Below are 12,933 nucleotides of genomic sequence, written 5' to 3'. Positions count from 1 at the left end.
ATGGAGCGTCTGCAAAACATCTACCGGCTCGGTCTCAAGGAATTGCGCTCGCTCTTCCATGACAAGGTGCTGTTCTTCTTCGTGATCTATGCCTTTAGTTTTGCCATTTACTCCATGGCGACGGGCATATCGGCGGATGTCCACAATGCGGCCATTGCCATTGCGGACGAGGACAGGTCCATCCTTTCCGAGCGTATCGGCGAGGCGTTCTTTCCGCCTTATTTCAAGGAGCCGCAGCCGATCGCGGTTGCCGAGATCGACGAGCATATGGATAGCGGGCGCTACATGTTCGTCATCGATATTCCGCCGAATTTCGAGGCCGATATCATCGCCGGGCGGCGGCCTGCCGTGCAGGTGAACATCGATGCGACCGCCGTCATGCAGGCGCAGATCGGCGCGGCCTATATTCAAAATATCATTAGGGATGAGATACGCCGCTTTCTCAAGCAGCCGCCGGCCGAAAGCGTCCTGCCGGTGCGGCTTGAAACGCGCTATGCCTTTAACCCAAACCTTACATCGGAATGGTTTGCCGCTATCGCCGGTATCATCGATATGCTGACGATGCTTGCAATCATCCTGACAGGTTCGGCGCTTATCCGCGAGCGCGAGCATGGCACCGTCGAGCATCTTCTCGTCATGCCGCTCACACCGCTTGAAATTCTCTCGGCGAAAATCTGGGCGAACGGGCTTGTCATTTTCGTGGCGGCAACCTTGTCGCTTTTCCTGCTGGTCAGGGGTGTGCTGGGGGTGCCGTTTTCCGGCTCCATGCCGCTCTTTCTTGCAGGCACTGCGCTTTATATCTTCTTCGCGGCGTCCTTCGGGGTGTTTCTCGGTACCTTCACGCGCTCCATGCCGCAGCTCGGCCTTTTGATCATTCTGATCATCCTGCCGATGAACATGCTTTCCGGCAGCTTCTCCCCCATCGAAAGCCAACCTGACTGGCTTCAGCCTATGACGCTTCTTTTGGCCTCGCGCCATTTCGTCAGCATTTCGCAGGCAATCCTCTTTCGCGGGGCAGGTTTCGATATCGTCTGGCCGGAATTCGCCGCTATTACCGCGCTGGGCCTTGCTTTCTTCTCGGTTAGTGTCGTGCGCTTCCGCAAGGCGGTGGTTTGAGGGGGCGCACGCTCTGATCCGGGATTGACAGTTTCTTGTATATGAGAGATATTCTCTTATATGAGAGAAAACGCAGACAGGCCTGAGACAATCGACAGCCGCATTGCCGCACGGTTGAAGGAGCTGCGCGCTGCGCGCGGCTGGTCACTCGATGAGCTCGCAAAGCGCAGCGAGGTGAGCCGCGCCACTTTATCCCGGCTGGAAAAAGCCGAGGTAAGCGCCAGCGCCGCGGTGCTCGGCAAGCTTTGCGCGGTATACGGTCTGCCCATGTCACGGCTGATGATGATGGCGGAAGCTGGGTATACGCCGCTGCTGCGCCCGGCCGACCAGCCTGTTTGGAAAGATGCCGAGATCGGCTTCACCCGCCGCTCGCTGTCACCGCCTGCCGAGGCACTGTCGGGGGAGGCGGTGGAGTGCGTTCTGGCGCCCGGTGCGCACATCGCCTACAGCGCGCCGCCGCGCCCCGGCCTCGAACATCATTTGCTGATGCGTGAGGGCAAGCTCACCGTGAGGTTGGATGAGACGGTCCATACGCTTTCTCCCGGCGACAGCTTGCGCTACCGGCTTTTCGGGGCGAGCTCTTTTGAAACACCGGCAGGCGAGGGTGCTCGCTATATTCTCTTTCTCGTTTAGGGAGCGCGGGATGCAGCAGCCGGCACTTTCCATCACCCGCCTTTCTGCCGCAGAGGCTGAAAGAGCCGTGCCGGAACTTGGTGCGCTGCTTCATGCCTGCGTTCTGGATGGTGCAAGCATCGGTTTCGTGCTGCCTTTCTCTCAAGAAGAAGCCGAAGACTTCTGGCGCCGCCATGTCCTGCCCGGTCTTTATGAAGGCACGCGGTTTTTGTGGGTGGCTCTGGCAGAAGGGCGTATCGGCGGCAGCGTTCAGCTCGGCTGCGCCACGCTTCCCAATCAGCGCCACAGGGCGGATGTCAACAAGCTGATGGTGCACCCGGATGGGCGCCGGCGCGGCACGGCGCGTGCCCTCATGCTGGCGCTCGAAGACGCAGCACTGGCGCAAGGCCGCACACTCCTAACGCTCGACACGCGCAGCGGCGATAAGGCCGAACCGCTCTATGCTTCGCTCGGCTATGAAACCGCTGGCCGCATCCCCGGCTATTGCCGCGATGCCGCCACGCCCCGGCTCGATGCGACGACGTTCATGTTCAAGAAGCTCGCACCGTTGCTGCCCGCCTCGTAGTGCGCCTCACTCGATCAGCTCGAACTGCAAGAGCAGGGTGTGCTGGGCGGCGCTGAAATTGTCGTCGGAGATGAGATAGAGAAAGAGGCGCCCTTCCGCCGTCTCGCGGATGGCGAGGCCTTCCATGTTATCGATCGTGTAGGACTGGCCGACATTGAGGAGTTCTTCGCCTGCGAGCGGTCCTTCTTCGTTGAGAGCGCCCGCCTTTATCCGGCGCAGGCGCAAGCCGACGCCGGAAAGCGGGCTGTAACGGCGTTCCAGAAGAATGAGGTCGCCTTTTGCGGTGAAGGCGGCATCGGTGATGGAGAAGGGTTCTTTTTCCCCGATGGCGGTGGTTTTTACACCTGCAGCGGAAAGAAAGGCGGCGGGCATAGTACCGTCATCACCCGCTTTCTCACCGATGGCGAGAAGGGCAGGCGGCGTTTCCTTGCCTGGCAGGATGGCCAATGCCTCAAGCCCGCCGTTTAAGGGCAAGGTCTCTTTCAGCGTGCCGATGTCTATGTTCGCCGCATAAGGCCCGATCGCCCCCTCCTCGTGCGTGTAACAGGAAATGCGGTGTACGCGTTCAAAGCTCACACAGGCAAGGGTGCCGCCAAGGGCAAGGCCTTCGGCGTCCTGCATGGCTTTTCCCTCCAGTGCCTGTCCGTCCGGCCCGCGTAAGGGGGCAAGACGCGCCGCCTCCAGCGCCGAAAGGGCAATACCGGTATGAACGGGCCGCGCGCTCAGCCAGTTGCCCTGATCGGTGACGGCCAGGAGCGCCGCCCCATCGGGGGAAATCCAGAGGCCGGAAAGACCGCCGAAGTCCGGGTTGTCCGATGAAAGTTCGAGCCCGGCAATGAAGCGCAACTTGCCGGTCTGTTTTTCTTCCCAATCATCCGGGTTCCAAAGCACCGGCGAGGCCGTGACGGATAGCGCAGCGGCTTCTTCCTCAGGCATGTTGCCCGCGAAAAGCGTGAAGCCGCCATAGAAGGCCGCGGCAAGGCCCAGACCGACGAAGAAAAACCCGGCACGCCAAAACTGCCGCCCGGCCTTTTCCGGCACGCGCTCCCCCATCTCATCCTCCCTGAATGGTGAGACGGGCATAATAGGCATGCAGAGCAAATGAACAAGCTCGGTTTTATGAAGGGCCTTTATGACGGGACGGGAGTGCTGCGGCAGGGGGTGCAGCGTGCCCGTCCCGTCATGTCCGGGCGCTGCGGCGCAAAAGGCGCCACCGTTCCCAGAACGGAAAGGGCAGATAAAGAAGAATGACGAAGCAAATGGCGAAGATGAGCCCGTTCGGGCCGATCACCCCCATGCTTTGGCCCGCTAGGCTGGGCCCTGCCACGGCGCCGACGCCCCAGAAGGTCGTGGTCATGGTGCTGGCGGTGACGAGGTCCGCGCCTTCGAAGCGCTCACCGAGCAAGGTCATGCCGACCGTATAGGTGCCGCCCATGATCCCGCCGAGCAGGAGGAAGTAGATGTAATTCAGCGGGTAGATGTTGAAGATCTGCGGCACGGCAAGAATGGCTGCAAAGATAGTCAGCGTCAGGAGAATAAGGAGGTTCAGGCGGTTGACGTGATCGGCGAGCCAGCCGATGGGATAGCCGAGCACGATGCCGCCGAAGCCGAGCGCTGCGATGAGGCGCAGTGCCAGCGTCTCGCCTTCCCCCAGCTCCATGGTGAAAATCGCAAAGAACGTGTGTAGCGCTTCTTCGGAACCGGCGAAAATGAAGGTGATGAGAATGGGGGCAGGCGCCAGCGCCAGAACGCGGCCCCAGCCGCCTTTCTGTGTTTTCTCGAAGGCGATCCCGGCTGTCGGGGCGAGCAGCAGCGGCAGGCAGGGAAGGGCAAGCGCCGTTACCGCGATGAGGAAGGGCAGGTTCGTTTCCGTGCCGATAAGCGTGAGCATGGCGGGGCCCATCGTGAAGCCGGCGGCCCCTGCAATGGAATAGATGGAGACGACGCGGCCGCGGGTTTCCTCCTGCGCCACGGAATTGATCCAGGCTTCGCTGGCGATCCACAGGAGGCTCGAGACGGCGCCAAGGGCAAAGCGTAGCGGAAACCAGACCCAGACATCCGGCCAGAGCGGCAAGAGAGCGAGAATGAAGGCCGAGCCGCCCATGCCGATCGCCATGCTCCAGTTCGGCCCCATGAAGGCGATAAGGCGGGGCGCGAAAGGCGCGATGAAGAGGATCGCCATGCCCTGCACGGCGGTGGAGTAGCCGATCATGGCCGTACTGACGCCCTGGCGTTCTAGGAGCAGGGCGAGAAAGGGAAAGGTCAGGCCGATGATGAAAGTCACCATGGCCATGGCCCAAATCACGGCGGCCAGACTGAAGAAGCGCTGGCGCGGGGAAAGGACCTCGGCAAGGACGGGAACCGGTTCATTTTCAGGGGAAAGGGGCATGACGCGATCCGTCCTTCATTATTTTATAAAGTAATATGTTTATAAAAAATGATTGTCAACCTGATTTATCCAAGCTACTAATTTCAAATGAATAAAATCTCCGGATGAGCTTTCCAAATTGGAGAAGACACCCTCATGAGCGTGCGTGCCGACGATCTTCTTTATCTGCTCAAAACGCGGGGCCCGCAGAACGCGCAGACCCTTGGCGCGGCGCTCGGCATGACGGGCATGGGCGCGCGCCAGCATTTAAAGAAGCTGGAAGAGGAGGGGCTCGTTGCCTCCTTCGAACGGCGCGAGGGGGTGGGCCGGCCGAAACAGGCCTGGCAGCTCACCGATAAAGGCCATGGCCGCTTTCCCGACCGCCATTCGGACTTGACGCTGGATCTGCTTTCTTCGGTGCGCGAGCTTTACGGGGAAGAAGGGCTTGGCCGGCTCATCGACAAGCGCGAGCGGAGCGCCAAGGAGAGTTACGGCGCGGCGCTTGCTACATGCGCAACGCTTGAGGCGCGGGTGGAAAAACTCGCCGTGCTTCGGGCCGAGGAAGGGTATATGGCGCGGGCCGAGAAAGCGCCCGACGGCAGCTTTCTTCTGATCGAAGACCATTGCCCGATTTGCGCCGCCGCCTCTTTCTGCCAGGGCTTTTGCCGGGCCGAATTGCATCTTTTCGAAGAAGTGCTGGGCGAGGGCGTTACCGTTGCCCGCACCGATTATCTCTTGGAAGGCGGGCGGCGCTGTGCCTACCGGATTATGCCGGACTAAAGGCTTCTAGCGGCGGGCGCCGGCGCTGGTTTTTGCCCCGCCGCCCATCGTTGCTTTCTGGGCAGCTTTCGGATTGAGCACGCTGCTGCGGCCGGCGCTGCGCTGGGCAGCGCCGGCTTCTTCATCGAAAAGCTCGGCCAGTTTGTCGGTCATCGCGCCGCCAAGCTGTTCGGCATCCACAATGGTAACGGCGCGGCGGTAATAGCGCGTCACGTCATGGCCGATGCCGATGGCCAGAAGCTCGACCGGCGAATGGCTTTCGATTTCCTCGATCACCCGGCGCAGATGGCGCTCGAGATAATTGCCCGCGTTCACCGATAGCGTGGAATCGTCCACCGGCGCGCCGTCCGAGATGACCATCATGATGCGGCGCTGTTCGGGCCGGGCGAGGAGGCGGTTATGCGCCCAGATCAGCGCCTCGCCGTCGATATTCTCTTTCAGAAGACCCTCGCGCATCATCAGACCGAGATTGCGCCGGGCCCGGCGCCAGGGGCTGTCGGCGGATTTATAGACGATATGGCGCAGGTCGTTGAGGCGGCCCGGATTGGAGGGCTTGCCTTCCGAGAGCCAGCGCTCGCGCGACTGGCCGCCTTTCCAGGCGCGGGTCGTAAAACCGAGGATCTCCACCTTCACGCCGCAGCGCTCCAGCGTGCGGGCCAGAATGTCGGCGCAGAGCGCAGCCACCGTGATGGGCCGCCCGCGCATGGAGCCGGAATTGTCCAGGAGCAGGGTGACCACCGTGTCCCGGAAATTCATGTCGTGTTCCATCTTGTAGGAAAGCGAATGCATGGGATCGATGACGACGCGGGTCAGGCGCGCGGCATCCAGAATGCCTTCCTCAAGATCGAATTCCCAGGTCCGGTTCTGCTTCGCCATCAAGCGGCGCTGCAGGCGGTTGGCAAGGCGCGAGACGACGCCGTGCAATTGCTGCAATTGCTGATCGAGATATTGACGCAGCCGCGCCAGTTCTTCCTGGTCGCACAGATCTTCGGCGGCGATTACTTCGTCATATTGCGCGGTGAAAATCTTGTAATCGGGCTCGCGGGTCTGAGAGGGCGCATTGTCGGGGCGCCAGGGCTGGTTGCCTTCGGCGGTCTCGTCCGATTCCTCGCCATCGACCGGCACATCGTCCGCGTCGATCTCGACCATTTCCCCTTCGCCTTCCTCGCCTTCGCCTTCGGAGATTTCCATCTCCTCCGCGCTCATGCCTTCGGGCTGTTCGGCCTCGCCGGCCTGGGACTGATCGGATTGCTGTTCCTCGCCCTCTTCCTGGCCTTCTTCGCTTTCATCCGACTGGTCCGGGCTTTCGCCCAGCTCATCGGCCATGTCGAGATCGGTCAGAATATCGCGGGTAACGCGGGCAAAGGCACGCTGATCCTCGGCGGCCTCGGCAAGGCGGGCCATGTCTTTGCCGGCTTTTTCATCGACCCACTCGCGCCAGAAATCGACCAGGGCGCGCGCGCCTTCCGGCACGGCGGCGCCGGTCAGCTTTTCGCGCACCATCAGCGCCACGGCCTCGGCCAGCGGGGCTTCGTCTTTATTGGTAATTTTGTCGTAGCCGCGGGTCTTGATGCGTTTTTCGAGCGCCGCGGTCAGATTGGAGGCCATGCCCGACATCTGATTGGCGCCGATCGCCTCGCAGCGGGCCTGTTCCATAGCGTCGTAGATCGCGCGCGCATTGCCGCCTTGCGGTTCATAGGCATTGCCGATCTTGTCGTCATGATGGGCAAGGTGGAGCGCATAAGCATCGGAAAAGCCGCGCAGTTCGGCGACTTCTCCTGCATTGAGCTCGCGGCTCGGCAGGGGCAGGCGGGCGCGCAATCCGCGCAGGCCGGGGGGTTCGGTCCCGAAGGTGACCGTCAGCTCTTCCGTTTCCGCGATGGTGCGCATGGTCGAAACCAGCGCGCGCTTAAACGGTTCGACCGGGCTTTTTTCTTCGGGCATGGCTATTCCGCTTCCGAACCGCCTTCACTTCTGGTTCAGGCCACCATGACCTGGCTGGCCGAATCCGGCAGGTCTTCCCCGAAACAGCGCTGATAGAACTCGGCAACGGTCGCCCGTTCCAGCTCATCGCATTTGTTGAGGAAGGTGACGCGGAAGGCGAAGCCGATATCGCCGAAAATCTCGGCATTCTCCGCCCAGGTCAGCACCGTGCGCGGGCTCATGACGGTGGAAATGTCACCATTGATGAAAGCCGAACGCGTCAGGTCCGCCACACGCACCATGGCAGAGACCTTGTCTTTGCCTTCCTGGGTTTCGTTGTAGCTCTTGGCCTTGGCGAGAATGATGTTCACTTCGGCATCATGGGGCAGATAGTTGAGTGTGGTGACGATGTTCCAGCGGTCCATCTGGCCCTGGTTGATCTGCTGCGTGCCGTGATAGAGCCCGCTCGTGTCCCCGAGGCCGATCGTGTTGGCCGTGGAGAAGAGGCGGAAGGCGCCGTGCGGGCGGATCACCTTGTTCTGGTCGAGCAGGGTCAACTTGCCCTGCAGCTCCAGAATACGCTGAATGACGAACATCACATCCGGGCGTCCGGCGTCATATTCGTCGAAGACCAGCGCCACCGGGTGCTGCAGCGCCCAGGGCAGAATGCCTTCACGGAATTCGGTGATCTGTTTGCCGTCTTTCAGGACGATGGCGTCCTTGCCGATCAGGTCGATACGGGAAATGTGGCTATCGAGGTTGATGCGGATGCAGGGCCAGTTGAGGCGGGCGGCCACCTGCTCGATATGGGTGGACTTGCCCGTGCCGTGATAGCCCTGAACCATGACGCGGCGGTTGAAGGCGAAACCGGCCAGAAGCGCCAGCGTCGTGTCGCGGTCGAACAGATAGTCGGGATCGAAATCCGGGACATATTCGTTCGCTTCCGCAAAAGCCGGCACCTGCATGTCGATATCGATACCGAACGTGTCGCGGACGCTGATTTTCTTTTCAGGCATCTCTTTGGAGATTGATCCCGTGATTTCAATAGATTCGCTCATGGTCCGTCCACTACGTCCGTTACATCAAACTCAGGCGGATACGGCGGCGAGGCCGCGTTGCCGGGCACCCTTGATCCGGGAGTTTACTGCCCTTCCGCCCCATTATTTTCCCTGCAAATATGCAAAACGCAGGGAAGATTAGCAGAAGCCGCTTTTTTTAAGATAGTCATACGCTTGGATGACCTTGCGTAACTGGTCTTCAGCAGCCCTGTCGCCCCCGTTGGCGTCGGGGTGAAACCTTTTGACCAGTTCCTTATACCTTGCCTTGATGTCGTTCAAGGCCGCGGTCTCGTCAAGGCCCAATGCTTCCAATGCCTTGCGCTCCGCATTGCGGGGCGGGCGGCGGCGGGCGGTTTCCTCCTGGGCCTGCTCGCCGGGGCCGGTATTGCGGAATTTGAAGAGGCCCAGCGGATCGTCGAAAAACGTCGCGTCCCCCTTGGCTGCCTGGCCTGACCAGGAGTTAACCCCCATTTTCCAGGTCGGCCGGTAGCCGGTGGCCATTTGCTCCCGGTAAATGGTCTGCTCGGCCTCGGACATGCCCTCGAAATAGTTGAACGCCCGGTTGTACTCGCGAATGTGATCGGTACAGAACCAATAATAGAAGTCCTCGACGGGCGGTTTTTCGTCGGGCAGGCGGCCTTTCGGGGCCCGGTGAGGGCCCGGCGCCGTGCAGCCGGGATGCTGGCACTGGTGCACCTCCGGCTCGGCATTTTTGGCCTTGCGCGGGGCGATGCGGATCATATCGAAATATTTCGAGTTCAGCTTCACGGCGGTCAGGGTCTCGTGTCCATAAGGTTGCACGGGTTTTAGGCTTTCGCCCGGTTTTAGGGGCTCTGGCGCGGGGAGGCTTGCCGCCCGCCTGCCGAGCCCGATAGAAAAGCACAAAACGCGTTAGACGTCAGTAAACCTGGGCGTTATTTGCGCGGGATCGTTAGCCAAGTGTCATTTAAAGGAGAACCGGGATGGGCGTGGCAGAGACAATGCGGAATTTGCTGGAAACGGCGCTTGCGCCAGAGGTTCTGGAAATTTCGGACCAATCCGCCAAACACAAGGGCCATGCCGGGGCCCGGCCGGAAGGGGAAACGCATTTCAATGTCTTTATCGTTTCCCCGGCCTTCGATGGCAAGTCCCGGATCGAGCGTCACCGGATGGTGAACAAGGCCGTGGCCGCGCTCATGGATAATCCCGTGCACGCGCTGGCCGTGAAGGCGCAGACACCGGCAGAGGCGGCGCAAGGATAGGGAGCCGCTCTCAGCCGCTTTTTAAGAATCGGAGGGCGGCAGCGGCGTGATCCGCAGAGCCGTGACCTGATTGCGCTGGCGGCGCACGATTTCGAAGCGGAAGCCGTGAAACGAAAAGATCTGCCCCACTTCGGGGATCGTCTGGGCTTCATGGATGACCAGCCCGGCAATGGTCGTTGCCTCGTCGTCTGGCAGCGACCAATCCATGGCGCGGTTGAGATCGCGCAGCGTCACCGAGCCGTTGACCACAACGGTGCCATCGGGCTTCGGGCGGATATCGAGCCGGTCGACATCGTGCTCGTCGGAAATTTCCCCGACGATTTCCTCCAGAATGTCTTCCAGCGTTACGAGGCCCATCAGCGCGCCATATTCATCGACGACGAGGGCGAAGTGGTTCTTGCGGCGCAGAAAGGCATTGAGCTGTGCCTGGACGCTTGTCGTGTCCGGCACGAACCAGGGCTCGCTTGCAAGCTGGGTGATGGAGATTTGTGAGACATCGCCCCTCGCGTGGGAAAGCGCGCGGGCAAGGTCCTTGGCATGAATGACGCCGATAATATTCTCCGGCTCGTCCTGCCAGAGCGGCACGCGCGTATGGGGGCTTGCCAGCACTTCGGCAACGATTTCCTCCACCGGCAGATTGGCATCGATCATGACGATGTTCTTCCGGTGCACCATGATCTCGCCGACTTCAAGATCGGCAAGATCGAGAATGCCGCCCAGCATGTCCCGGTCGCGTTTGACCACCGCCCCTTCGCGGTGATGCAGGTCGATCGCGCCGCGCAGCTCATCATGGGCGGAGAGCACATGCATCGTCTCGTCCGTATTGATGTTGAAGATCGACAAGGTGCGGCGGACGATGAATTGCACGCCCCTCGTGATGGGCGCGAAGACCAGCACCACCCAGCGCAGCACGGGCGCGACGGTGAGTGCCATGCGGTCGGCATTGGTGATGGCATAGGTCTTGGGCAGCACTTCGGAGAAAATGACGATGAGCGCCGTCATGATCAGCGTTGCGTAGACGACGCCGGCTTCGCCGAACACCGTCAGCAGCACGGTTGTTGCGAGCGCGGAGGCCAGAATATTGACGAGATTATTGCCGAGCAGAATGGCGCCGATGAGCCGTTCGGGATCACCGATCAGCCGGTTGACGAGTTTGGCGCGCTTGTCCCCGTCTTCGGCCATGCGGTGGATGCGCGCGCGCGAGGCGGCGGTCAGCGCGGTTTCGGAGCCGGAGAAAAAGCCCGAAAGGCCGAGCAGCACGAAGACGACGATAACCGTCCAGAAGAGCCCCAGATATTCCATCAAGCGGCCTCCCGCTCGCTCAGGAAGCGCTGTAGATCGCGCGTGTCGATATCGCGGGTGATGAAGCTCTCGCCGATGCCGCGGGCCAGAATGAAGGTAAGCTTGCCGTCCACGACTTTTTTATCCTGCGCCATAAGGCCGACCAGCGCGTCCGCGCCGGGCAGGGTGCCGGGAATGTCGCTAAGCGCGGTGGGAAGGCCCGCGCGTTTCAGATGGGCTTTGACGCGCACGGCGTCCTGGCCGGGGCACAGGCCCAGCATGGCGGAAAATTCGAAGGCCATGACCATGCCGATGGCAACACCCTCGCCATGGACGAGGCGGCGCGCGTCATAAGAGGTTGCCGCTTCCAGGGCATGGCCGAACGTGTGGCCGAGATTGAGAAGGGCGCGCACGCCGCCTTCACGTTCGTCTTCGGCAACGACCGCGGCTTTCGCCTTGCAGCTTTTGACGATGGCATGGGTGCGGGCGGCGGCATCGCCTTGTTTTATGGCGTCCAGATTGGCTTCCAGCCAATCGAAGAAATTCCGGTCGTTGATGAGCCCGTATTTCACCACCTCGGCATAACCTGCCAGGAACTCCCGCTCGCTCAAGGTGGCGAGCGCGCCGGTATCGGCGAGCACGAGGCGGGGCTGATGGAAGGCGCCGATCAGGTTCTTGCCATGGGGCGTGTTGATGCCGGTCTTGCCGCCGACGGAGCTGTCGACTTGAGAGAGAAGCGTCGTCGGGATCTGCACGAAATCGGTACCCCGGCGCAGCACAGAGGCGGCAAAACCCGTCAGATCGCCGATAACGCCGCCGCCAAGGGCAATCACCATGTCGGATCGCTCGATGCCTTGTTCCAGAAGGAAGGTGGTGACGCGCTCCAGCTCGGCGAAACATTTCGTCTGTTCGCCCGGTTTCAGCGCCAGATGCGCATGGCGGATGCCGGCTGCATCGAGGCTTTCCGTGAGGGCGGGCAGATGAAGGCCGGCTACGGTTTCATCGGTGATGATGGCGGTGCGCGGGCGGCGCAGAACCGGTTCCAGATACTCGGCGGCGCGGGCAATCAGCTCGGGGCCGACAAAAATGTCATAGGCCCGCTCGCCCAGCGCCACGGTTACTTTTTCAGGGGCCGCAGATTGACCCTTACTCATCGGTTCTGCCCTTCAAGATAATCTTTCAATGCGTGCAAGATCGCATCGACGACAGCGTCATGGCTGCTTTCGCCGCTTTCCACGCGGATGTCAGCTTGCGCATATATGGGATAGCGCGCATCCATCAAGTCCTTCATGACCTTTGCCGGGTCTTTCTTGCGCAAAAGCGGGCGTCCGCCGCGCCGGGAGACCCGCTCCACCAAAACGCTGAGATCCGCATGCAGCCAGACGGAGATGCCTTTGGCGGCGACGTTCTCGCGCGTGCCTTCGTCCATAAAGGCGCCGCCGCCGGTTGCCAGCACATAAGGGCCTTCATCGAGCAGGCGGGCAATGACGCGCCGTTCGCCTTCGCGGAAATATTGCTCGCCGTGATTTTCGAAGATTTCGCTGACGCTTTCCCCCGCCGCTTCCTCGATGGCGGCATCGGCATCCACAAAAGAAAGGCCGAGCCGGTGGGCGAGCCTCTTGCCCACGGTGGTCTTGCCTGCGCCCATCAGGCCGACCAGTACCAGCGAGCGCGCACCGATCAAGCTGCGCAAGGCCCCGGCATCCGGGTCGCCAGGCGCGGCCATGGCCGTTTCGCTTTTCGGTGCCGCTTCCGCCGGTTTGCCGCTGCGCGTCATCTTTTTCTTTTTTCCTGCTTTTCTTCTTTAACGGGGCGGCAACCCTTGCGCGCTGCCGCCTTAAAGTTGAATTGGGCTTTGGCCCTGCCTATCCTCACCCGGCATCATATCTGGCAGAATGGGGTAAAGCCGGATAGAAGGGCCGGAGTTCCGGTTGGCCGGGCCGAAGGGGCATCCTACAAGATTAGCCG

13 protein-coding genes are annotated in these 12,933 nt (G+C 61.2%); 5 read left to right on the top strand and 8 right to left on the bottom strand.

Translation table 11 applies throughout. From position 1 onward, the window contains the following. From ACOQOT_RS14095 to ACOQOT_RS14085, 3 genes are read left to right on the top strand one after another with little or no spacing between them, the layout of a single operon-like run. Nucleotides 1-1,116: an ABC transporter permease gene (locus ACOQOT_RS14095; RefSeq protein ID WP_420559823.1), complete on the top strand. Its 1,116-nt coding sequence runs from the start codon at nucleotides 1-3 to the stop codon at nucleotides 1,114-1,116. Nucleotides 1,117-1,176: 60 nt separating this feature from the next. Next, on the top strand, nucleotides 1,177-1,749 hold the full coding sequence (locus tag ACOQOT_RS14090; RefSeq protein WP_420559822.1) for a helix-turn-helix domain-containing protein: 573 nt from the start codon (nucleotides 1,177-1,179) through the stop codon (nucleotides 1,747-1,749). 10 nt (nucleotides 1,750-1,759) lie between these two features. Beyond that, nucleotides 1,760-2,314, top strand: a complete 555-nt coding sequence (locus ACOQOT_RS14085; protein ID WP_420559821.1) for a GNAT family N-acetyltransferase — start codon at nucleotides 1,760-1,762, stop codon at nucleotides 2,312-2,314. Nucleotides 2,315-2,320: 6 nt separating this feature from the next. On the opposite strand, the gene ACOQOT_RS14080 is transcribed toward ACOQOT_RS14085, so the two are convergent. Together ACOQOT_RS14080 and ACOQOT_RS14075 are read right to left on the bottom strand one after the other, a co-directional pair. After that, nucleotides 2,321-3,367: an esterase-like activity of phytase family protein gene (locus ACOQOT_RS14080; RefSeq protein WP_420559820.1), complete on the bottom strand. Its 1,047-nt coding sequence runs from the start codon at nucleotides 3,365-3,367 to the stop codon at nucleotides 2,321-2,323. A 127-nt stretch (nucleotides 3,368-3,494) separates the two neighbouring features. After that, the gene (locus tag ACOQOT_RS14075) at nucleotides 3,495-4,703 is read right to left on the bottom strand and encodes an MFS transporter (protein ID WP_420559819.1); all 1,209 of its coding nucleotides are present in this window, start codon (nucleotides 4,701-4,703) and stop codon (nucleotides 3,495-3,497) included. A gap of 135 nt (nucleotides 4,704-4,838) precedes the next feature. Between ACOQOT_RS14075 and ACOQOT_RS14070 the strand changes: the two genes are divergently transcribed. Next, nucleotides 4,839-5,462 (top strand): helix-turn-helix transcriptional regulator, encoded by a 624-nt coding sequence (locus ACOQOT_RS14070; protein WP_420559818.1) that lies wholly within the window; start codon nucleotides 4,839-4,841, stop codon nucleotides 5,460-5,462. Nucleotides 5,463-5,468: 6 nt separating this feature from the next. On the opposite strand, the gene cobT is transcribed toward ACOQOT_RS14070, so the two are convergent. From cobT to ACOQOT_RS14055, 3 genes are all read right to left on the bottom strand, one after another. Next, nucleotides 5,469-7,406 carry a cobaltochelatase subunit CobT gene (gene cobT / locus ACOQOT_RS14065; protein ID WP_420559817.1) on the bottom strand — a complete coding sequence of 646 codons (1,938 nt, stop codon included), beginning with the start codon at nucleotides 7,404-7,406 and terminating at the stop codon, nucleotides 5,469-5,471. Between the two features lie 35 nt (nucleotides 7,407-7,441). Further along, nucleotides 7,442-8,443 carry a cobaltochelatase subunit CobS gene (gene cobS / locus ACOQOT_RS14060; RefSeq protein ID WP_420559816.1) on the bottom strand — a complete coding sequence of 334 codons (1,002 nt, stop codon included), beginning with the start codon at nucleotides 8,441-8,443 and terminating at the stop codon, nucleotides 7,442-7,444. Between the two features lie 138 nt (nucleotides 8,444-8,581). Beyond that, the gene (locus ACOQOT_RS14055; protein ID WP_420559815.1) at nucleotides 8,582-9,184 is read right to left on the bottom strand and encodes a J domain-containing protein; all 603 of its coding nucleotides are present in this window, start codon (nucleotides 9,182-9,184) and stop codon (nucleotides 8,582-8,584) included. 221 nt (nucleotides 9,185-9,405) lie between these two features. Between ACOQOT_RS14055 and ACOQOT_RS14050 the strand changes: the two genes are divergently transcribed. Beyond that, a complete protein-coding gene (locus ACOQOT_RS14050) occupies nucleotides 9,406-9,684 on the top strand; it encodes a BolA family protein (protein WP_420559814.1) in 279 nt (92 codons plus the stop codon). Between the two features lie 21 nt (nucleotides 9,685-9,705). Here the strand turns inward: ACOQOT_RS14050 and ACOQOT_RS14045 are convergent, their stop codons facing one another. Genes ACOQOT_RS14045 through ACOQOT_RS14035 form a run of 3 tightly spaced genes read right to left on the bottom strand, consistent with a single transcriptional unit; the run spans nucleotide 9,706 to nucleotide 12,742 of the window. Next, nucleotides 9,706-10,986: an HlyC/CorC family transporter gene (locus tag ACOQOT_RS14045; RefSeq protein ID WP_420561957.1), complete on the bottom strand. Its 1,281-nt coding sequence runs from the start codon at nucleotides 10,984-10,986 to the stop codon at nucleotides 9,706-9,708. After that, the gene (aroB, locus tag ACOQOT_RS14040; RefSeq protein WP_420559813.1) at nucleotides 10,986-12,119 is read right to left on the bottom strand and encodes a 3-dehydroquinate synthase; all 1,134 of its coding nucleotides are present in this window, start codon (nucleotides 12,117-12,119) and stop codon (nucleotides 10,986-10,988) included. The genes ACOQOT_RS14045 and aroB overlap by 1 nt, the downstream gene beginning before the upstream one ends. Then, nucleotides 12,116-12,742, bottom strand: a complete 627-nt coding sequence (locus ACOQOT_RS14035) for a shikimate kinase (RefSeq protein WP_420559812.1) — start codon at nucleotides 12,740-12,742, stop codon at nucleotides 12,116-12,118. Before ACOQOT_RS14035 ends, aroB begins: the two co-directional genes overlap by 4 nt. Nucleotides 12,743-12,933: the final 191 nt, after the last annotated feature.

Origin of the sequence: Tepidicaulis sp. (genome assembly GCF_965222285.1) — a bacterium.
Lineage (GTDB): Bacteria > Pseudomonadota > Alphaproteobacteria > Parvibaculales > Parvibaculaceae > Tepidicaulis.
The sequence above is the reverse complement of the archived record's forward strand: the minus strand, read 5'-3'. Positions and strand labels throughout refer to the sequence as shown.